Origin of the sequence: Amycolatopsis sp. NPDC051045 (genome assembly GCF_040682955.1) — a bacterium.
Taxonomy (GTDB): domain Bacteria; phylum Actinomycetota; class Actinomycetes; order Mycobacteriales; family Pseudonocardiaceae; genus Amycolatopsis.
The window spans coordinates 1-19,543 of sequence record NZ_JBFBCC010000013.1; the positions used below are offsets into that span (position 1 = coordinate 1).

At 73.5% G+C, this 19,543-nt stretch carries 20 protein-coding genes; 4 read left to right on the forward strand and 16 right to left on the reverse strand.

Features of this window, described 5'->3' with window-relative positions:
• The coding region (locus AB0M80_RS27425; RefSeq protein WP_364570636.1) for a manganese catalase family protein at nt 1-197 on the reverse strand (197 nt) is incomplete at its 3' end.
• Nucleotides 198-318: 121 nt separating this feature from the next.
• On the opposite strand from AB0M80_RS27425, the gene AB0M80_RS27430 reads away from it, so the two are divergent.
• The gene (locus tag AB0M80_RS27430) at nt 319-1,056 is read left to right on the forward strand and encodes an ATP-binding protein (RefSeq protein ID WP_364570639.1); all 738 of its coding nucleotides are present in this window, start codon (nt 319-321) and stop codon (nt 1,054-1,056) included.
• Between the two features lie 113 nt (nt 1,057-1,169).
• Here the strand turns inward: AB0M80_RS27430 and AB0M80_RS27435 are convergent, their stop codons facing one another.
• From AB0M80_RS27435 to AB0M80_RS27475, 9 genes are all read right to left on the reverse strand, one after another.
• Complete coding sequence (locus AB0M80_RS27435) at nt 1,170-1,901, reverse strand: hypothetical protein (RefSeq protein ID WP_364570642.1); 732 nt, start codon at nt 1,899-1,901, stop codon at nt 1,170-1,172.
• A 46-nt stretch (nt 1,902-1,947) separates the two neighbouring features.
• The gene (locus AB0M80_RS27440) at nt 1,948-2,232 is read right to left on the reverse strand and encodes a DUF2188 domain-containing protein (protein WP_364570645.1); all 285 of its coding nucleotides are present in this window, start codon (nt 2,230-2,232) and stop codon (nt 1,948-1,950) included.
• A 74-nt stretch (nt 2,233-2,306) separates the two neighbouring features.
• Nucleotides 2,307-3,173 (reverse strand): 4-hydroxyphenyl-beta-ketoacyl-CoA hydrolase, encoded by an 867-nt coding sequence (gene couO, locus AB0M80_RS27445; protein ID WP_364570648.1) that lies wholly within the window; start codon nt 3,171-3,173, stop codon nt 2,307-2,309.
• A gap of 13 nt (nt 3,174-3,186) precedes the next feature.
• Nucleotides 3,187-4,173 (reverse strand): 3-hydroxyacyl-CoA dehydrogenase NAD-binding domain-containing protein, encoded by a 987-nt coding sequence (locus AB0M80_RS27450; protein ID WP_364570650.1) that lies wholly within the window; start codon nt 4,171-4,173, stop codon nt 3,187-3,189.
• Complete coding sequence (locus tag AB0M80_RS27455; RefSeq protein WP_364570653.1) at nt 4,170-6,104, reverse strand: acetoacetate--CoA ligase; 1,935 nt, start codon at nt 6,102-6,104, stop codon at nt 4,170-4,172. Before AB0M80_RS27455 ends, AB0M80_RS27450 begins: the two co-directional genes overlap by 4 nt.
• A complete protein-coding gene (locus tag AB0M80_RS27460) occupies nt 6,101-6,877 on the reverse strand; it encodes a crotonase/enoyl-CoA hydratase family protein (protein ID WP_364570656.1) in 777 nt (258 codons plus the stop codon). The genes AB0M80_RS27455 and AB0M80_RS27460 overlap by 4 nt, the downstream gene beginning before the upstream one ends.
• A complete protein-coding gene (locus tag AB0M80_RS27465; RefSeq protein WP_364570658.1) occupies nt 6,874-8,415 on the reverse strand; it encodes a long-chain fatty acid--CoA ligase in 1,542 nt (513 codons plus the stop codon). Before AB0M80_RS27465 ends, AB0M80_RS27460 begins: the two co-directional genes overlap by 4 nt.
• Before the next feature lie 10 nt (nt 8,416-8,425).
• Nucleotides 8,426-9,598 (reverse strand): NAD(P)-dependent alcohol dehydrogenase, encoded by a 1,173-nt coding sequence (locus tag AB0M80_RS27470; RefSeq protein WP_364570661.1) that lies wholly within the window; start codon nt 9,596-9,598, stop codon nt 8,426-8,428.
• Nucleotides 9,599-9,614: 16 nt separating this feature from the next.
• Nucleotides 9,615-11,102, reverse strand: coding sequence for an aldehyde dehydrogenase family protein (locus AB0M80_RS27475; RefSeq protein ID WP_364570663.1), 1,488 nt, complete (start codon nt 11,100-11,102; stop codon nt 9,615-9,617).
• Between the two features lie 503 nt (nt 11,103-11,605).
• Here AB0M80_RS27475 and AB0M80_RS27480 point away from each other — a divergent pair.
• Both AB0M80_RS27480 and AB0M80_RS27485 read left to right on the forward strand, forming a co-directional pair.
• Nucleotides 11,606-12,031: an STAS domain-containing protein gene (locus AB0M80_RS27480; protein WP_364570666.1), complete on the forward strand. Its 426-nt coding sequence runs from the start codon at nt 11,606-11,608 to the stop codon at nt 12,029-12,031.
• Nucleotides 12,032-12,496: 465 nt separating this feature from the next.
• The gene (locus AB0M80_RS27485; RefSeq protein WP_364570669.1) at nt 12,497-12,691 is read left to right on the forward strand and encodes a hypothetical protein; all 195 of its coding nucleotides are present in this window, start codon (nt 12,497-12,499) and stop codon (nt 12,689-12,691) included.
• 41 nt (nt 12,692-12,732) lie between these two features.
• Here the strand turns inward: AB0M80_RS27485 and AB0M80_RS27490 are convergent, their stop codons facing one another.
• The 4 genes from AB0M80_RS27490 to AB0M80_RS27505 are packed head-to-tail and all read right to left on the reverse strand — an operon-like array spanning nt 12,733 to nt 15,083.
• Nucleotides 12,733-13,059 (reverse strand): hypothetical protein, encoded by a 327-nt coding sequence (locus AB0M80_RS27490; protein WP_364570672.1) that lies wholly within the window; start codon nt 13,057-13,059, stop codon nt 12,733-12,735.
• Nucleotides 13,046-13,435 (reverse strand): hypothetical protein, encoded by a 390-nt coding sequence (locus AB0M80_RS27495; RefSeq protein ID WP_364570675.1) that lies wholly within the window; start codon nt 13,433-13,435, stop codon nt 13,046-13,048. Before AB0M80_RS27495 ends, AB0M80_RS27490 begins: the two co-directional genes overlap by 14 nt.
• Complete coding sequence (locus AB0M80_RS27500; RefSeq protein WP_364570678.1) at nt 13,432-14,664, reverse strand: divalent metal cation transporter; 1,233 nt, start codon at nt 14,662-14,664, stop codon at nt 13,432-13,434. The genes AB0M80_RS27495 and AB0M80_RS27500 overlap by 4 nt, the downstream gene beginning before the upstream one ends.
• On the reverse strand, nt 14,661-15,083 hold the full coding sequence (locus tag AB0M80_RS27505; protein ID WP_364570680.1) for a hypothetical protein: 423 nt from the start codon (nt 15,081-15,083) through the stop codon (nt 14,661-14,663). The genes AB0M80_RS27500 and AB0M80_RS27505 overlap by 4 nt, the downstream gene beginning before the upstream one ends.
• A 204-nt stretch (nt 15,084-15,287) precedes the next feature.
• On the opposite strand from AB0M80_RS27505, the gene AB0M80_RS27510 reads away from it, so the two are divergent.
• Nucleotides 15,288-15,728 carry a phosphatase PAP2 family protein gene (locus tag AB0M80_RS27510; protein WP_364570681.1) on the forward strand — a complete coding sequence of 147 codons (441 nt, stop codon included), beginning with the start codon at nt 15,288-15,290 and terminating at the stop codon, nt 15,726-15,728.
• Here the strand turns inward: AB0M80_RS27510 and AB0M80_RS27515 are convergent.
• Together AB0M80_RS27515 and AB0M80_RS27520 are read right to left on the reverse strand one after the other, a co-directional pair.
• A complete protein-coding gene (locus AB0M80_RS27515; protein ID WP_364570684.1) occupies nt 15,700-16,632 on the reverse strand; it encodes a sensor histidine kinase in 933 nt (310 codons plus the stop codon). The two genes, AB0M80_RS27510 and AB0M80_RS27515, sit on opposite strands and share 29 nt — an antisense overlap.
• Nucleotides 16,633-16,889: 257 nt before the next feature.
• A complete protein-coding gene (locus AB0M80_RS27520) occupies nt 16,890-19,541 on the reverse strand; it encodes a LuxR C-terminal-related transcriptional regulator (RefSeq protein ID WP_364570687.1) in 2,652 nt (883 codons plus the stop codon).
• Nucleotides 19,542-19,543: the final 2 nt, after the last annotated feature.

A 19,543-nucleotide genomic window follows, 5' to 3' on the forward strand; every position in this document is an offset into this window, starting at 1 on the left:
TCTTCGGTCGCGGTGTCCATGATGAGGTCTTTGTACTTGCCTTCGATGCGGCAGTTCCAGCCTTGGAACAGGTACTGCATGGTGACGGTCATTTCACCGAAGGCGCCGCCGATGAGTTCTTGGAGTTTGTGGGCGTAGACGGGGTCGGGCTTTTCGGGCTTGGCTTCGAATTGCAGCAGCTTCGTGTGACGGAACACGTGGTCTCCCTTCCGAGCCCGAGGAGTTCCCCCTTCCGGCGGTGCCAATCGGAAAATCGGCGTGTTTGACGGGTTCGGGACGGGATATCCGATCGAGTGCTCGCGAAGGAGGTGGTCACCGGTGCTCGCCCGGCACAATTCGGTGTGGCTGGTGCCCCGGCAGGGTTCGCTGGCGAAGGCGTCGGTCGTCGGTGTGCTCGACCGGACGACGTACCCGTCGCTGCGCGACCGGCTGCTCGAGTTCGCGGCGGACTCCGAGGACGGCGTGCTGATCGACATCGAGCGCCTCGAACTGCGTGACCCGGCGCTGACCAGGGTGTTCACCCTCGTCGCCCTGCGGGTCGGCGACTGGCCGGCGATCCCGTTCGCCCTCGTGACGGGCCGGCCGGAACAGCGGGCGGTGCTCGCCGCGAGAGGGGTGGACCGCTGCGTGCCGGTGTACCCGGACGCCGGCACGGCGGAGGCCGTGCTGACCCGGCCGGCCCGACGGCGGGCGGGACGGCTGCTCGACCGGTCGCCGCGCACGTCGGCGTGCGCCCGCAGTTTCGTCCGCGGGATGTGCGCGGAGTGGATGGTGCCGGAACTGGCCGAGGACGCCGAGCTGATCGCGACCGAGTTCGTCGAAAACACGCTCCGCCACACGGATTCGGCGCCCCGGCTGTGGCTCGAGCTGCGCCGCGGGACGCTGGCCGTCGAGGTGGCGGACGAAAGCTCGCGGAGTGCCGTGCTGCGGGAGGAGCTCGACCCGGCCGCCGCGGGCCTCGGCCTGCGGATGGTCACGAAGGTCGCGAAGAAGTGGGGGAGCAGCCGGTCCGGCGCCGGCGGCAAGACCGTGTGGGCCCAGCTGGCCCGCCCCTGAGCCGGCCGGTGTCGCCCTTCTGAGGTTCGTTGACAGCAGCTCGGTCATGCTCCCCAAGGCGGCCTTGGGTGCGTCTCACGCACCCAAGGCCATCTCGGGGCAGGAGCGGGCGGTCAGGAACCCGGGCCGGAGTAGATTTCCGCGGCCGGGGGCTCGGTGACGGTGGTCGGCTTGTTCCAGTCGCCGAACTCCATGGCGCCGCTCTTCGGGTCCTGCATGCGCAGCAGGTAGTGCGGCTCGGCCGCCGCCACGGTGGCGGTGCCGTCCGGGCTCGTGAAGTTCAGCGCCGGCGTGCCCGCGAGCGTGGTGGGCTCGCCGGCGGTGAACTTCGCCTTCTCCAGCTCGCCGAGCGTGCCCTGGGTGAACGACTTGTAGTCGAGGAACACCTTGAAGGCCGCCGCGATGCCCTCGCCGATCTTGGCCGTGGACGACACCCACTTGCCGGTCAGCTGCTTGCCGGCCGATGCCGGAATCCCAGCCTGCTTCACCAGCGAATCGGTGAACTTGAAGTAGTACTTGTCGCCGACGCGCAGGACGGGGATCTCGAGGCCGTCCTTCACCACGGTGCCGCTCGCGCTGTCCGGGTTGAGCTGCAGGTCGAGGTTGATGTTGCTGCCGTCCTGGGTCATGGTGCCCTTGACGTGCACGGCCGAAGCCTGCTTGGCGGCGGCGGTGATGGCGGCCCCCGCTTCGGCGGCGTCGAGGGCCGGCGGCGCCGGAGTCGTGGACGCCGCGGACGTGGTGGTGCCGGCGGCGGCCGGTGCCGGCGTGCCGGAGGTGCCGGCACAGCCGGCGAGGACGAGGGATCCGGCCGTGAGGAGCGCGGCCAAGCGGAGGCGGGGCATGAATAGTCCGTTCGTGAAGGCCGGGGCGTCCCCGGACACGAACGGGCTATCGTCCGAACGGGTGATCCGTTACATCCGCCGCTCCGCCGTGACGGACGTCATCCGCGGCGGCCCCGCGCGTGGCGCGCCGGGGCCGGTAGTCGCGTTCGGTTTCGATTTCGCCTTCCGGGGTGTGGACGAAGTGCCCGACGTGGCGCTTCCGCGCGATCTGCCGTCCGGCCAAGACGGCGTCGACGCGACGGGGAGAAGTGTTGGACGCCCGGCGGCCGCCTTCGACGCGGTTCTTCCAAAGTCCGTCTTCGTAGTAGGTGTGCACGTCACCCTCCGCCACGACGCCGCCTCCGATCGTGAGACCTGGAAGGGTCGGGTTGCCCCGGGACGTAGCGGACAAACGTTGCTCGCCGTTCAAGTGAGCCTGAGTACTTCGATGGCGTTGTCCTTGAGGATCAACGGCCGCACCTCGTCTTTGATGTCGAGCGCGGCGAAGTCGGCGAGCCAGCGGTCCGGGGTGATCACCGGGAAGTCGGAGCCGAACAGGACTTTCCGCTTCAGCAGCGTGTTGGCCGCGCGCACCAGCTGCGGCGGGAAGTACTTCGGCGACCAGCCCGACAGGTCGATGTACACGTTCGCCTTGTGCGTCGCGACCGAAATCGCCTCGTCCTGCCACGGCACCGACGGGTGCGCCAGGATGATCGTCAGGTCCGGGAAGTCGGCGGCGACGTCGTCGAGCAGCATCGGGTTCGAGTACCGCAGCTTGATGCCGTGCCCGCCCGGCAGGCCGGCGCCGATGCCGGTCTGCCCGGTGTGGAACAGCGCCGGCACGCCCAGCTCGGCGATCGCCTCGTAGAGCGGGTAGTACCGGACGTCGTCGGGCTCGAACGCCTGCAGGCTCGGGTGGAACTTGAACCCGCGCACCCCGTGCTCGCCGACCAGCCGCCGCGCGCGGTGCACGGCGGCCTTGCCGGCGTGCGGGTCGACCGAGCCGAACGGGATGAGCACGTCCGCGTGCTCGGCGGCCGCGTCGGCGATCTCCTCGCTCGAGAGCGCCGGGTGCCCGGTCGCGGCCGGCGCCTCGACCGTGAAGACGACGGCGGCCATGTTCCGGGCGCGGTAGTGCTCGGCGATCGCGGTCACCGTCGGCGTCCGGTCCTGGCCGGCGCGGAAGTACTTCGCGGACGCGTCCAGGAGTTCCTGGTCGAGGGCGAAACAGCCGTGGCCGTCTTGTTCGACGTGGGTGTGGACGTCGATGGCGGTCAGGGAGGAAAGGTCCACGGGAGCTCCAGGGTCATGGCAGGTCGGGTTCCGCGGCCTTGGCGGCCAGCAGGCGGTCGAGGACGGCGTCGCGGGCCGCGACGAGCCGGTCTTGGCCGGTGCCGGCCAGTTCGGCGTCGACGCCGGCGACGAGCGTTTCGGCGAGCTCCGGGGTCAGGTCGACCCGGCCGAGGTCGCGCCACAGCTCTTCGGTGGGCGGGCCGAGGTGGCGCAGGACGTGCGCCAGCCCGCCCGCGCCGCCGGAGAGGTGCTGGTTGAGGAACGGGCCGAGCACGGCCCAGCGCAGGCCCGGCCCGTGGGCGATCGCGGCGTCGATGTCGGCGACCGTGGCGATGCCGCGTTCGACGAGGGAGTACGCCTCCTGCCACAGCGCGGCCTGCAGCCGGTTCGCGATGTGGCCGGGCACCTCCCGGGTCAGCCGGATCGGCCGCTTGCCCACCGCCGTGTAGAACGCGACCGCGCGGTCGACGACTTCGGGCGCGGTTCCGGCGCCGGGGACGACCTCGACGAGCGGGATCACGTGAGCCGGGTTGAACGGGTGGCCGACCACCACGCGCTCGGGGTGCTTCGGGCAGCCGCGCGCGATGACGCTCGGCAGCAGCCCGGACGAGCTGCTCGCCAGGATCACGTCCGGCCGCGCGGCTTCGTCGAGCACGCCGAACAGGCGGTGCTTGACGTCTTCGCGCTCGGGCCCGTTCTCCTGCACGAAATCCGCGTCCGACACAGCCGAGCCGGCGTCGGTGGCGAAGCGCAGCCGATCTTGCGAAGCGCCTTCGGCGAGGCCGAACCGGACGAGCGTCGGCCAGTGCGCGGCGACGTCGGCGCGGAGGCGGTCCTCGGCACCCGGCGCCGGGTCGGTGGCGACGACGTCGAAGCCGTGGGCGAGGAAGTGCGCGGCCCAGCCGGCCCCGATCACGCCGGTCCCGACGACCGCGACGGTGGTGATCGGGCCGGGCTTCCCCGGGCGGCCGGCGGGCGGCGTGGTGATCCGGACGATCATGCCGGCCGTCCGGCGAGGGCGACGAACGCGTCCAGCGATGCGGGATCGGCCAGGACGTCGCGCGCGGCGACGTCGTCGGGCCGCGCACCGCGCAAGAGCTTCTTCACTGGCAGCTCCAGTTTCTTCCCGGTGCGGTTGCGGGGGATCGACGGCACGGCGGTGATCGTGTCCGGCACGTGCCGCGGCGAAAGCGCGTTCCGCAACGCCGAAGCGATCTTCCCGCGCAGGGAGTCGTCGAGTGCGGAACCCTCGCCCAGCACCACGAACAGCCGGAGGTCGCCGTGGCCGCCCGCGGGGTCTTCGAGGTGCACGACCAGGGAGTCCTCGATCTCCGGGAGCTCCTCGACGACGGCGTAGAACTCGGCGGTGCCCAGCCGGACGCCGCCGCGGTTGAGCGTGGCGTCCGAGCGGCCGGCGATGACACAGCTTCCCTCGGGCGTGAACCGGATCCAGTCGCCGTGCCGCCAGACCCCGGGATAGGTCGAGAAATACGTCTCGCGGTAGCGCGAGCCCGTGTCGTCGCCCCAGAACCCGACCGGCATGGACGGCATCGGCGCGGTGATCACGAGCTCGCCCAGTTCGCCCACGACCTCGGCACCGCGCTCGTCGAACGCCTTGGCGTCGACGCCGAGGCAGGGACCGGAGATCTCGCCGGCCCGGACCGGCTGCAGCGGCCCGCCCTGGACGATGCCGCTGCACACGTCGGTGCCGCCGCTGCCGACGTTGAGCAGGACGTCCGGCCCGAAGGTGTCCCGCACCCAGTGGAAGCCTTCGGCGGGCAGCGGGCTGCCGGCCGCGCCGAGCTGCCGCAGCGCGGAGAGGTCGTATTCGGCGGCCGGGTCGAGCCCCGCTTTCCGGCACGCCATCAGGAATCCCGGGCTCGCGCCCATCAGCGTCGCGCGCGTCTCATGGGCCAGGCGCCACTGCCAGGCCAGGTCCGGGTGCAGCGGGTTGCCGTCGACCAGCACGATCGACGCGCCGGTGAGCAGCCCCGACACGAGGGCGTTCCACATCATCCAGGCGGTGGTGGAGAACCACAGCACCCGGTCGCCGGGACGCAGGTCCCAGCTGAGGCCGTGGTTCTTGAGGTGCTCGAGCAGCAGCCCGCCGTGGCCGTGCACGATGGCCTTCGGCTTTCCGGTGGTGCCGGAGGAGAACAGCACGCACAGCGGGTGCGCGAAGCCGACCGGTTCGAAACCGGGCGCACTTGCGGTGAGCAGGTCGTCCCAGGCGAGCGTGCCGGGCAGTTCGTGGTCGCCGTAGGGGATGTGGACGACGTGCTCGGCGGTGGGCAGCCCCGCCCGGATCTCGGCGGCTTCGGCACGGCGGTCGACGTCCTTGGCGCCGTAGCGGTAGCCGGACACCGTGAGCAGCACCCGCGGCTCGATCTGGCCGAACCGGTCGACCACCGCCCGGGCGCCGAACTCGGGGGCGCAGGAGGCCCAGACCGCGCCCAGGCTCGCGACCGCGAGGTAGGCGACCACGGTTTCGGGGATGTTCGGCAGGTACGCCACGACGCGGTCGCCGCGGCCGACCCCGAGCCGGGCCAGCCCCGCGCGGGCGCGCGCGACCTGATCGCGCAGCTGCGCCCAGGTCAGCTCGATGCGCTCCCGCGTCTGCGAGTAGGCGATGATCGCGACCTCGTCGCCGGGCCCGTGGCCGAGGGCGTGCTCGGCGTAGTTGAGGGTCGCACCGGGGAACCACTCGGTCCCGGGCATCCGGCGGTCGGGCACGACCGCGGTGGCCGGGGTGTGGAAGCGGACGCCGAAGAACTCCTTGATCGAGGACCAGAATTCGTCGAGCTCGGTCACCGACCACCGGTGCAGGGCGGCGTAGTCGTCGAACGAGCGGCCGCGGGCCGCCAGCCACCGCAGGTACCGGCCGATCTCGGTGGTTTCGCGGACGTCGGGCGCGACCGGGCGCAGGATCATCGGCCGACCTTCCCGGCGCGCTTGTCGAGGAACGCCTGCATCCGTTCCTTCGCTTCGGCGCTGCCACTGGCGACCGCGGCCATCAGCGCCTCCATCAGGTAGCCCTCGGCGGGGTTGGCCTCGGCGATGCGGGGGAGGGCCTGCAGGACGGCGAAGTTGGTGATGGGGGAGTTCGCCGCGATCTTGCGGGCCAGGCCGAGCGCGTGCTCCAAGCCGTTTTCGACGCGGTAGTGGGACAGCCCCACGGCGTGGCCTTCGTCGGCGTCGAGCACGCGGCCGGTGAGCATCATGTCGGCCATCCGGTGCGCGCCGATCAGCCGCGGCACCCGCACCGACGCGCCGCCGCCGACGAACAGCCCGCGCTGGCCTTCGGGCAGCGCGTAGAACGCCGAAGGTTCGGCGACGCGGATGTGCGCGGCGGACGCCAGTTCCAGGCCGCCGCCGACGACCGCGCCCTTGAGCACCGCGACCACCGGGACCCGCCCGCGTTCGAGCCGCTCGAAGGCGCGGTGCCACATCATCGAGTGCTCCAGGCCCTCGAACGCGTCGCGCTCGGTGAGCTCGGAAAGGTCGAGCCCGGCCGAGAAGTGGTCGCCGACGGCGTCGAGCACGACGGCCTTGACCCCCGGAGGCGGAGCGCCGAAGAACGACTCGAGGCCGAGCACGGTCGCGTCGTCGAGGGCGTTGCGCTTCTCGGGACGCGCCAGCCGCAGCACGGCGATGTCGTCCCGCAGCTCCAGGCGCAGCGAAGGGGGCAGGAGTGGGCTGGTCATGCGGGTCCGTTCGTGAAGGTTTCGGCGGCGAGGGTGCGCAGTTCGACGCGGCGGATCTTGCCGGTGGCGTTGCGGGGCAAGGCGTCGGTGAACCGCACGTGTTTCGGCACCTTGTAGCGCGCGAGGTGCTGCTCGAGGTGGGCGCGGAACCGAGCTTCGGTCAGCTCGGCGCCGGGCCGGACGACGACGAAGGCGGCGCCGACCTCACCCCAGCGGTCGTCGGGCACGCCGACCACGGCACAGCCGTCGACCGCGTCGAGCTGCACCGCGACCGCTTCCACTTCGGCAGGATAGACGTTTTCGCCGCCGGAGATGATCATGTCCTTGACCCGGTCGACGACGTGGGCCCAGCCGTCGTCGTCGACGCGGACGACGTCGCCGGTGCGGAACCAGCCGTCGTCGACGAAGCTCGCCGCCGATTCGCCGGGCCGGTTCCAGTAGCCGCCGAAGACGTGCGGGCCGCGCACCAGCAGCTCGGCGGGCGTCCCGCTCAGCGGGTGCGGCGCGAGATCGGGGCCGAGGGCCGCCACGTCGGTGAAGAAGTGCGGCACCCCGGCGGCGACCGGGTGGCCGAGCGTGCCTTCGTGGGTGGCCATCGACACGCCCGGGGAGGCCTCGGTCATGCCGTAGCCCTGCAGGAGTTTCACGCCGCGGTCGAGCCACGCGCGGGCGACGCGCTCGGCCACCGGCGACCCGCCGTAGAGCACGCAGGTCAGCGAGCTCAGGTCGGTGCGGTCCCAGTCCTCGTGGCGGCACAGCATCTCCAGCATCGTGGGGACCGCGGAGAAGCTCGTGATCCCGGCGTCGCCGATCCGGGCGAGGATGGTGCCCGGATCGAACTTCGCCACCGGCTCGACGCTGCCGCCCTTGAACAGCGTCGGCAGCGTGATCTGGCCGAGCCCGACGCAGTGGAACAGCGGCGCGATGCACAGCGCCTTGTCGGTGCCCAGGACGTCCAGGTGCGCCAGCTGGTTGACGGTGTTCCAGGTGAGGTTGCCGTGGGTGAGGACCGCCGCCTTCGGCCGTCCGGTGGTGCCGGAGGTGTAGAGCAGCAGGCACGGATCTTCCAGCCGCACCGCGGTCTCCGGCGGCGGGCCGGCCTCGGCGATCTCCGCTTCGAAGTCCAGGTCGCCGCCGGCCGGGCCGGTCGCGATGACGACGCCGTCCAGGAGCGAACCGGCCGCCGCCACGAGGTCGCCGGTGTCCGGGCTGTGCACGAGCACGGAGGCGCCGCTGTCGTCGAGCATGTACCGGATCTCGGCAGGGGAGAGCCGGTAGTTGAGCGGCACGAAGATCGCGCCGCACCGCGCGGTGGCGAACAGCGTCTCGAACACGGTGATGGCGTTGACGCCGAGGTAGGCCACGCGGTCGCCCGGGCGCACGCCGAGCCGGGTGAGCGCCGCGGCGAGCCGGTCGACCCGGTCGGCGAGCCCGGCGTAGGTGAGCGACCGGTCCTGCTGCACCAGCGCGGTGCGGTCCGGCGAGATCCGCGCCCGCCGCGCGGGCCAACTGCCCAGACCGAAGTCGGGGAAATTCACTGCGCCTCCTTCACAGCGTCTTCTGGGGTCGAGCCCCAGACCCCAGCCGGGGGGCAAGCCCCCCTGGACCCCCCGAGCGTAGGAGGAGCACCGGTTTGATCGTCGTACCGGCGAGCATGTCGTCCACCGCCTGTTGAATCTGCCCGAACTCGTAGTGGGTGACCAGCTTTTCCAGCGGGAACCGCCCGGTGGCGACGAGCTCGGCCAGTACCGGCACGAGGCTCTGGGTGTCCGCGTCGCCCATGGTGAGGCCGACGACGTGCCGGCCGGGGAGCAGGAAGTTGACGTCCACGGGCACCTCGGTGCCGAACGCGGGCGCACCGACCACGACCGCGGTTCCGCGCGCGGCCAGGGTGCCGATCGCGGTTCGCAGGACCCCGGCGTTGCCGGTGGTCTCGACGACGCCGTCGACGCCGCGGCCGCCGGTCAGCTCGCCGACCGTCTCGGCCAGGTCCTGCCCGCTGGTGTCGACGGTGTCCGTGGCGCCGAGCTCACGGGCGAGTTCGAGCCGCCGGGGCACCCGGTCCACGGCGATGATCCGGGTCGCCGGGGTGAGGTGCGCGGCCATGACCGCCGACAGGCCGACCGCGCCGGCGCCGGTGACCAGCAGCGTGGCGCCCGGCCGGGGGGACAGGACGTGCCACACGGCACCGGCGCCGGTCATGATCCCGCAGCCGAGCGGGGCCAGGAGGTCCAGCGGCGCGTCCGCGGCCACCTTGACGACGCTGCGTTCGTCGGCGACCGCGTGCCCGGCGAAGCTGGACTGGCCGAAGAAGTGCCCGCCGAGCGGGGTGCCGTCGCGGGAGATCGGGGACGTGCCGTCCGGGCGCTGCCCGCCGAGCAGGTTGGCGGGCAGCCAGGTCTCGCAGTAGGCGGGGTGGCCGTCGCGGCAGTTCGCGCAGCGGCCGCAGGAGGTGTAGCTGAGCAGGACCCGGTCGCCGGGTGCGACCCGCGTGACCGCGGAGCCGGCCTCCTCGACGATCCCGGCGCCTTCGTGACCGAGCACCCCGGGCAGCGGGAACGGCAGGGCGCCGGCGGCGACGCCGAGGTCGGTGTGGCACACGCCGGTGGCGACGATCCGGACGCGGACCTCGTCCGGGCGGAGCTCGTCGAGGGCCACCTCGCGGAGGGCGAACCCGGCGCCGGCGGACTCGACGACGGCCGCGGTGGTCGTGGTGGGCATGAGGTTTCTCCTGGGCTCAGGCGAGGGAGATGACGACGGACTTCGTCCGCGTGTAGGAGTCGAGGGATTCGGGACCGTATTCGCGGCCGAAGCCGGAGTCCTTGACGCCGCCGAAGGGGAGCGCGGGGTCGAGCATCGCCCAGTCGTTGACCCACACGATCCCGGCCTGCAGCCGCGCGGCGACGCGGTGGGCCCGGGCGAGGTTCGTGGTCTGCAGCCCGGCCGCGAGGCCGTAGGGCGTGCCGTTCGCGAGGGCGACGGCCTCGTCCTCGGTGGCGAAGCGCTGCACCGTCAGCACGGGCCCGAAGATCTCCTCCTGCACCACGCTCGAGGAATCCGGCAGATCCGCGATCACCGTCGGCTGGACGAAGAATCCGCCCGCGACGTCGCCGTCGAAGGCGGGCCGCCCGCCGCCGGCGATGATCCGGCCGCCGTCGGCGCGGGCCTGTTCGACGTAGTGCTCCACCTTCGCCCGGTGCCGCTCGCCCGCCATCGGGCCGACCACCGTCGCGGGGTCGAACGGGTCGCCGACCGGCACGTGCGGCACGGCTTCGGCGAGGGCGGCCAGGACCGTGTCGTACAGCGCGTCGGCGACCAGCAGCCGGGGCCCGCCCATGCAGAACTGGCCGGTGTTGAACACGAACGCCTTGATCGCCGCGCCGACCGCCTGCTCGACGTCCGCGTCCTCGAACACGATGTGCGCGGCGTTGCCGCCCAGCTCGAGGGTGACCGGCTTCAGGCCCTGCCCGGCCACGCTCGCGGCGTGCCTGCCGACCGCGGTGGACCCGGTGAACGCGATCTTGGCCACGCCGGGGTGGGTCAGCAGGGCGTCCCCGATCTCCGAGCCGAAGCCGGTGACCACGTTGAGCACGCCGTCGGGCACGCCGGCTTCGGCGAGCAGCCCGGCCATCAGCAACGCGCTGAGGGAGGTGTCTTCGGCCGGCTTGTGCACGACGGTGTTCCCGGCGGCCAGCGCGGGGGCGATCTTGGAGGTGGAGAGGACCAGCGGGAAGTTGAACGGCGTGATCGCGGCGACCACCCCGAGCGGTTCGCGGCGGGTGTAGGCGTGCGACGGGATCGGGATCTGCCGCGTCGCGCCGTCCAGGCCCTGCGCCAAGGCCGAGTAGTACTCGTACTGCTCGGCCACGGTCTCGACGTCGACCGCCCGGCACAGCGAGACGGGCTTGCCGACGTCGGCGCTCTCGACCGCGACGATCTCGTCCGCCCGGGCCCGCACGAGGTCCGCGACCCGGTGCAGCACCCGCGCCCGTTGCCGGCCCGGCGTCGCCGCCCAGCCGTCGAACGCGGCGCGGGCGGCGCCCACCGCGGCATCGACGTCGGCGGCCGAGGCGCGCGCGACCGAGGTGAGGGTCTTCCCGGTGGACGGGTCGACGGCGTCGAAGCGCGCGGCCGTCTCCGTCCACCGGCCACCGATGAACAGCTGTCCCGGCTCGACGTCGGGCCGCCGTGGCCGGGTGCCCGGCCGGTCCTCGACTGCGGTCATCGGCGCGACTCCTCACTGAGTGCCTTGATATCAGGAACCCTGATATTGCTCAGGATGCGCGGGGAGCACGAAGCTGTCAAGAGGCCGCACGGTCTCGCCGCCTCCCGGCGCGGTGGGTCGTGGCCACCGGCAGCCCGGTTCCCGCCCGTTTCGCCCGGTCTGGGCCGAACCCGGGGGTGGAGAGGCACTGCGGCGCGGCCGGCCGAGGGGCCTCGTTCGCCGTCGCTGCCCCCTTCTCCGCGGGAGCCGCTGCGATTACCGGTCTCGGACATGAACGGCGCCGGCCACGGCGGCGATTCACTCGAATGGGTGGTTTGAGGGCCGCGCGTGCGGGTCGCGTGCGGGGGTGTGGGGTTCGGCCGTTGGCGGGGTTGCGCCGTTCGGATCAAGGACTACGCTGCGAAGTGCGGTACAGCAACACCCTTCCGTCCCCCGACTTGCCAGCGAACGAGCGGGTTGGCGAGACCCGTTCGTCACGTCATCTGCGAATGAGGCGTGGAAAAATGTTAGTCGTCCAGCCCCCAGCGACGGCGATCCCCGTAGCGCCGTCGGCGCGCGAACAGCGCACTGCGTTCGACATCCAGGTGATCCGCCCGTACTTCGGCGCGGTCATGGTCCGGATCCGCGGCGCGCTCGACGCGGACAGCGCACCCCAGGTGCGTTCGGCGCTGAGCACCTGGGCGCACCGCCGGTTCCCCGTCCTCGTGCTCGACCTGTCCGAGGTCGACTTCCTCGACGGAGCCGGGCTCGCCGCCCTCGGCGGCATCCAGGCGCGCACGGTCCGCGAGAACGCGACGCTGCGCATCGTCACGGGCGACAACCGGGTGGTGCGCCGGGCCCTTTCGGCCAGCGGGCTCGACCACGCGCTCAACGTCAGCCGCCTGCCGTCCGGCTGGGAACGGGCGATGGAGATCCCCAGCCAGAGCTGACGCCGCGGCGCGCGACACCGGGCGGTCCCAGCCGCTCGGCGGTCCCGCCGCCGGGAGGGGCGTGGGAGCCTGGCGGCATGCGGGAACCGGACGGCGACGACAGTGATGACCCCGATCCGGCGATCCGCACCCAGGTCATGCTGGCCGAGTACGCGGCGTTGCGGGCCGAGGTCGAGCGGCGGGCGACCGCCCAGTGGAGCGTCTTCGCCCTGCAGCTGGCTTCGGCGGGCGCCATCGCCAGTGTCGCCGTCTCGGGGACGGCGAACCTGGCTGTGCTGCTGCTGATCCCGCTGTCGTCGTACCTGCTGGGCAGCCGGTACATCCTGCACGACTTCCACATCAAACTGATCCGGCGCTACGTCCGGGAGTCGCTGGCGGAGCGGCATCCAATGGGAGACCTGGCGGACCGCGGCACTGGCCGCTCCGACCGCACGCGGCTGGTTCAGCGTCACCGGCTGGAACTTCGTGCACCCCACCCGGCTGGCGTTCGAAGGGGTCGGGCTGCTGGCCGTGCTCTCCGCCGGCTGCGCCGCGGCGTACCACTGGTGGCTGCGACCTCCGCCGTGGCCGCCGGTCGCCGGTTTCGCACTGGGCTGGTTGCTCGGCGCGGCCGTCACGGTGTTGCTGCGCAGGGCGTTCCGGCGCGCGTCGGATCTGTGACGTCCGCCTGCTGGCCGGCCTCGCCGGCCCTTGACCCGAGCTCAGGGCCGGTCGAGCGGGGCCAGTTCGGCGAACGGCCGCCGCACGCGGGCCACGGGGCCGGACAGGTCGACGTCCTCCCACGGCACGTAGCGGGTGTGCCGGTGCAGCCGGCGGACGAGTGCCACCAGCGGGGCGGGACCGCGCTGGTCGTGGCGCTGGTAGCCGAACAGCCGGACGCGGGTGCGGCCGACGATCACCCCGCGCACCACCAGTTCCGGCATCCCGTCCCCGCCCGGGGTCGCTTCGGCGCGGATCTCGCGGATCGCGCCGAGGTCGCGGCCCGTCACGTCGCGGACCGGACGGCCGATCAGCTCACCGGCTCGCACGGCGCGCTCCCGGGATCCGGCCGATGATCCGGCGCCGCAGCCAGTCCTCCGACGGGCTGTTCGTGGCCTGCGCGACGGCCGTGGTCACCACGATCGCCGGCTCGATGCGGCGGATCGCGTTCAGCGGGATCCGCTGCGGCGCGCGCGCCCGGAACCCGCGGCCGATCCGGCGCAGCAGCTTGCCGGCCGGGCCGCCGAGGCGGTCGGCGAGCGCCTCCGGGCCGACGAGCAGCGCGTCGACGACGTAGGTCCCGCCCTCGGCGCGCAGTTCGAGGTCGTCGACCTTCCCGACCACCGTGCCGTCTTCGCCGATGATCTGCCGGTCGAGCAGGGCGTCGCCCAGGTCGACGAGGCCGAGGTCGGTCCACGGGTTCATTGGCCCGCCCCGGTGAAGATCAGCAGCGGGACCGCCGCCAGCGCCGCGACGGCGATCACGACGAGCATGACGACGCCGACCGCGTTGCTGAACCGGCGGTTGGCGTGCTCTCCCAGGTACTCGCGGTCGTTGGCGACGATGAGCACCGGCAGGTAGGTCAGCGGCAGCGCCACCGCGGAGAAGATCAGCGAAATCTCGGTCAGGCCGACCGGATCGAGGCCGGTCTGCACCACCAGCACCGCGAGCAGCAGACCGGCGCCGACGGTCAGGTGGAACCGGGCGGCGTTGCGCGGCGCGCGGCGCTTGCCCCAGTCCCAGCCGAAGTACTGCGCCAGCATGTACCCCGACGACAGCCCGGTCTCCAGCGCCGCACCGAAGGTGGCGGCGAAGATGCCGATCAGCACGATCACCAGGCCTGCGGTGCCCAGAGCGAGGGTCACCGGCAGCACCACCTGGCTGACCTGGGTCACGTCGATGCCGGCCGGGAACAGCACCGTCGCGGCGCAGGCCATCACGGCGAGGGCGAGCAGGCCGCCGAGGGGGAACCCGAGCAGCACGTTGGCGCGCTGCACGGGCAGGTCCTTGACGGTCCAGCCCTCTTCGACGCCGCCGGAGGAGAAGAAGAACACCTCGTACGGCGTCATCGCGGACGCGAACAGGGCGACCGCGTGGTAGGCGTAGGTCGGCAGCGCCTGGTCCGGCGGCGGGGCGAACCCGGCGACCTGCGCACCGAGCGACGACCAGTCGGGGTGCAGGAAGAACACGGCGACGGCGAACACCCCGATCGCGAGCCCGCCGAGGCCGAAGCCCGTTTCCATCCGCTCGAAGCCGACCCGCCAGACCACCAGCCAGATGAGCACGCCGATCGGCAGGACCCAGACCAGCCGGTCGACGCCGGAGGCGAGCTCGATGACGATCGCGACGCCGCCGATCTCCGCGCACACGGTCAGCAGCGTGATGAGGAACGACCCGGCGAGGTTGAGCAGCGCCATGCGGGGGCCGAGGCGTTCGCGGATCAGGTCGAACACCGGGCGCCCGGACACCGCCACGATCCGGCCGGACATGTCGGCGTAGACGCAGATCCCGAGCACCCCGAGGACCGTCACCCAGACCATCGCCATCCCGTAGCGGGCGCCGACGACACCGCTTTCGACGAGGTCGCCGATGTCGACGAACCCGCCGACCGCGGTGAGGATGCCGAGCGTGACGGCGAGGAGCCGCTTGTTCACGAGGTCACGCCCCAGCGGGCGAGTTCGCCGATCAGGCCCTGCAGTTCGGCGTCGATCCCGTCGAGGCCTTCGTCCGTGCCGTCGCCGAGGCCGTCGTCGAGCCGGTGGGCCAGCACGACCGCGCGGTCGGTGATCGACGCCAGCGCCGCGCGGGCGTGGTCGTCGGTCAGCTCGCCGACGTCCTGGCCGGCCGCGCCGAGCTCGTCGGCGGCGTCGCGGACGGTGACGGAAAGGCTGGGTACCGGCGGCACGGAGTCGCGGTCGGCGGTCACCACGAGCCGCAGGAGTTCGAGCTGGCCCCGGATCTCCCGGCCGGCGTGCACGGTGTCGGCCTGCGGGTCCGTCCCGCAGCCGGCCGCCAGGACCGCGATCGCGAACCCGGCGGCCACCGCGCGGAACCGGGTTCGCCGCAGAGCCATCACGAGCCGGGGAATACCCGATCGCCGCGCGGATAAACGTCAACTGTGGATACTCCACGGTGGACGAACGGGTGGTTGAACCCGGGCCCGGCCGGGCAATTGGTGGCCATGCCGAGCGAAGCACCTTTCCAGGCAGGGGATGGACCAGACGAAAACGACCTTCCGGTCACCCGGCCGGCGTGGCCGGTCACGGCGCTCAGCACCGTGGCCCAGGGCGGTGTGCTGTGGGTCCTCGTGGCGGGGGTCCTGGCGTGGCGTCCCGGTCCCCGGCGCCGGGCCGCGGGCCGCGGGCTCGTGGCGGGTGCGGCCGGGATGGCGTTCGGGCACGGCGTGAAGGCCGTGGTCCGGCGCCGGCGGCCGCCCGCGGACCGGCTGCCGGCCCACCAGGCGCTGCCCGAGCAGCCGAAGTCTCCGGCGTTCCCGTCCACCCACGCGACGACAGCGGCCGCGTTCACGACCGCCGTCGCGCTGAGCGCACCCGCGGCGGGGGCCGCGCTCGCGCCGCTGGCGGCCGCCGTGTGCTACAGCCGGCTCCGGACGCGAGCCCACTGGCCGACCGATGTGTACGGCGGCGTCGCGATCGGTGCCGTCGTGGGCGGCCTCGTGCACCGCAGGCTCAGGCGTGGAAGTACGCCCGGAAGGTAGTGCCGTCTTCGCCGGTGTGCAGGCGGACGAGGTCGGCGAGCTGGTTGACGAGCAGGAGCCCGCGGCCCCGGGGTTGGTACGGGGTCGCGGGGCGGCGGCCGACGAGGGGATCGGTGAGCCGGCCTCGGTCGTGGACCTGGCAGACGAACTCGCCGTCGGCGCCCCAGAATCGCACGGTGCCGGACCCGCTGCCGTGTTCGATGCTGTTGGACAGCAGCTCGGTGACCACCACCTCGACGTCGGCGACTTGGCCGGCGCCCAGCCCGCAGGCGGCCGCGCGGACGTGGGCCAGTGCCCGGACCGCCGCGAGGTCCTTGGTGTCCGCCAGTTCGAAGGCCCCTGCCGGCACGGGCAGGGGCTGGTTGTACCGGTCGATCACCGCGGCCGGGTCGTACCCGGCGCTGGTGCGCCGTCCGGTGCCGTCGATCAGGACCGGGTGCGTGACCTCGGCGTCGGCGAGGACGTCCGGGGCGAGCGCATCGACGTCGTAGGGGCAGAGGATCGTCGCGTCCCGGCCGGTGAAGGCGAGGTTGATCAGGGCTTCGTGCTGGGCGCACGCCGGGTACTCGACGGCCGAGCGCGCCGCCCAGATCGGCTCGCCGATGATCCGCACCGGGCGGCCGGGGTGGCTGTCGGCGAAGGCGCGCAGCACGCCGGGGATGATCCGCCAGGGATTGCGCCCGGCCTCGGTCATGTCCAGCAGGCGGACCCGGGCGGCGTCCGCGCCGAGTTCCCGCCGCAGCAGCTCGAGGTTGTCCCCGGGCACCGCGACCGCCACCGGCTCGTCCGCGGCGAGGCCGCCCCACACGAACGGCACGGTGCCCGCCAGGTATTCGGTGGCACCGCGGTAGAACAACGCCGGGTGCCCGAATGCGCCGGCACCCGTCTCCGCGGTCACGCTCAAGCCGCCTCCTTCCACCGGGGGAGGTCACCAGTATGCGGGAAGGCATCCCCGGATCGGGCGGGCCCTGGTCACACCGGGGCACGTCGCCACCGTGGTGCCCTTCGCTTCGACTCGGGGTCAGCTTGCCGGAGACCCCGACGCGGGCCTGTTGATCGGCGAGGTGCTCCGCCGGTCCGCCCCGCACGGACGGCGCCGGGTTCGCCGTGGCGACGCTGCCGGCGCTCGGGCCGGTGCTGGTCCGCGGAATCCGCCGGCTGTCAGGTCGCTTCCGCTTCGAAGGCCGCGCCGAGTTCCGTGAACTGGTCCGCGGCTTCTTTAAGCAGTGCGACATCGCCCTGGCGGCGGGCGTGGGCGCGGGTCAGGACCGCCGCGGTCCAGCGGTTGTGCGCGGCGTGCCGCTCGGCGCGCCGGAGGTGGTGCGCGGCATCCGGGGCGTCGAGCACCACGGCCAGTTCGGCGGCCAGGCCGGCCGCGTAGCCGTCGAACCGGCCGGGGGCGAAGGTGGCGCCGACTTCGGGGAGCAGTTCGGCGAAACCGGTGCCGGTGTGCAGGGCCACCCTGGCCCGGACGAACGCGTCCAGCGGGGCGAGGTTGGGCGAGGCGGCGGGCGTGGCCACCCCCGCGACGGCGGCCGCGCGGGCCCGCCACCGGGTCATCGACGGCTCGTCGCCGGACAGGCCGGCGGCCAGCGCGGCCGCCAGCAGCGGCACGCCGAGGGTGGCGTTGCGTGGTGGCCCGTGGCCGGCCGTCGCGTGCCACAGCTCGTCGGCGGCCGTGCGGGCTTCGGCGAACCGGCCGGTCAGTGCCAGGGTGGTGACCAGGCCGCTCGTACCCCAGTACGGGTGCCCGGCCAGCGCCGGATCGCCGGCCGCGCGCCTGCTCAGGGCCAGCGCTTCGGCCGGCGACCCGGTGGCGACGGCGTAGGTGATCGCGGAGCGGAAGGCGTCCAGCACCTCCAGCGCCGCGTGCGGGTCGGTGCGGTCCAGCGTCGTGACGAGGGCGAGGCGCTCCTGGGTGGTGCGGTGCGCCCGGTCCGGACGGCCGGCGAGGGCCTGCGCCGTGCACCGGGCGTCCAGCGCGGCACTGAGCAGCAGCGGGTCGCCCGCAGCCGCGGCCACGGCCCGCTCGGCGGCGTCGGCGTCGACCGACTGCGGCCCGGATCCGGACCGCCAGGCGCGGGCGACGGCGACGTGGGCCTCCGCCGCCGGTGAGCCGGCGGCCGAACCGGCGGCCTCGGCGAGCATCCGGTCCAGTTCGGCGTCCGGCACCGGGTCGGTGACGAAGCCGGCGCCGCGGAACCGTTCGGCCAGGACGACGGCGGCGGCCAGGCCGGCCGCCCGGGTGGCGGGGTCCCCCGCGGCGCGCTCGACGCCGGCGAGCAGCAGGTCGTAGTGGTCGCGGGCGTGGGTGAACAGGTGCGTGCAGCTGCCCGCGCGGGCCAGGTCCGCGGCGGCGGCCGCGGCGGTCGGCGCCCGGTCCGCGGCCGTGCGCCAGCAGGCCACCGCCTCCGCCAGGAAGCCGCGTGCGTAGGCCAGCCGCGCCAGGTCCGCGGCCAGGTCGTGGCCCTGCTCGTCCGGCGTCGCGCCGGTGTCCGCGACGCAGGCACGCAGGTCGTCGGCCACCCGGTCGAACTCGTCCCGCCAGTCGCCGCCGAGCCGGCCGGTCAGCTCCCGCGCGCGGCGGGCGGCCCACCGCCGGTACCGGGCGGTGACCTCGGCCGCCTCCGCCGAACCGTCCAGCCGCTCGCGCGCGAACCGGGCGACGCCGTCGAAGAGCGTCCAGGTGCCCGTTTCCCGGTGCGCGGTGACGAGGGACTTGTCCACCAGCCGCCCGAGCAGGTCGGACACCGCGCCGAGGGACAGGTCGGGGGACAGCGCCGCCACGTCGTCGAGGGTGAAGCCGTTGCGGAACCGGGAGACCCGGGCCAGCACCGTGCGTTCCTCGGCGGTCAGCAGCCGGTGGCTCCACTCGAGCACCGAACGCAGCGACCGGTGCCGGTCCTGGCCGCGTCCGGCGGCCAGCAGGCGCAGCGGATCGTCGGCCAGCCCGGCGCGCAGCCCGCCGATGCCCAGCGACGCCACCCGCGCGGCGGCGAGCTCGATGTTCAGCGGTGAGCCGCCCAGCTCGCGGCAGAGCCCGGCCACCTGCGCCGGATCGGCCTCGAACGCCGGATCGACCGCCTTCGCCCGTTCGGTGAACAGGGCCGCCGCCTCGGCGGCGGCCGGCAGCGGTCCCAGCTGCAGCACCGTTTCGCCGGGCACGCCGAGCCGTTCCCGGCTGGTCGTCAGCACGCTCAGCCGCGGGTTCGCGGCCGTCAGCGCGGCGATCACGTCGGCGACGTCGTCGGCCACGTGCTCGCAGTTGTCCAGCACCAGCAGCGTCCGGCCGGTCAGGTGCGCGGCGACCGCGTCGGCCAGCGGCTGCTGCGGGCGGGGGACCACGCCGAGCCCGGCCGCGACCGACTCGAGCACCGAGCCGGGCCGGCTGGGGACGAGGTTGACGAAGGTGGCGCCGTCCGGGAACCGCGCCGACGCGGCCTCGGTGGCGGCCACGGCCAGCCGTGTCTTGCCCATCCCGCCCGGGCCGAGGACGGTCGTCACCCGGCTCTCGGCCACCAGCCGCACCACGGCGTCGCGCTCGGCCGTCCGCCCGACGAAGCGGGTGGGGGGCTTCGGCGCCCCGACCACCAGCCCGGCCGGCTCGCCCGCCGGGACGGCGAGCCCCGGCGCCCGCGCGGCCAGTTCCCGGCGGTCGCGGGCGTCCAGCTTCCGCAGGAGCGCGGACACGTGGCTCTCGACGGTCCGCACCGACACGTAGAGCCGCTCGGCGATCTCCGCGTTGGTCAGCCGGTCCGCGATCGCCAGCAGGACTTCGCGCTCGCGCGGCGAGATCCTCGGCGCGGTCGGCATGG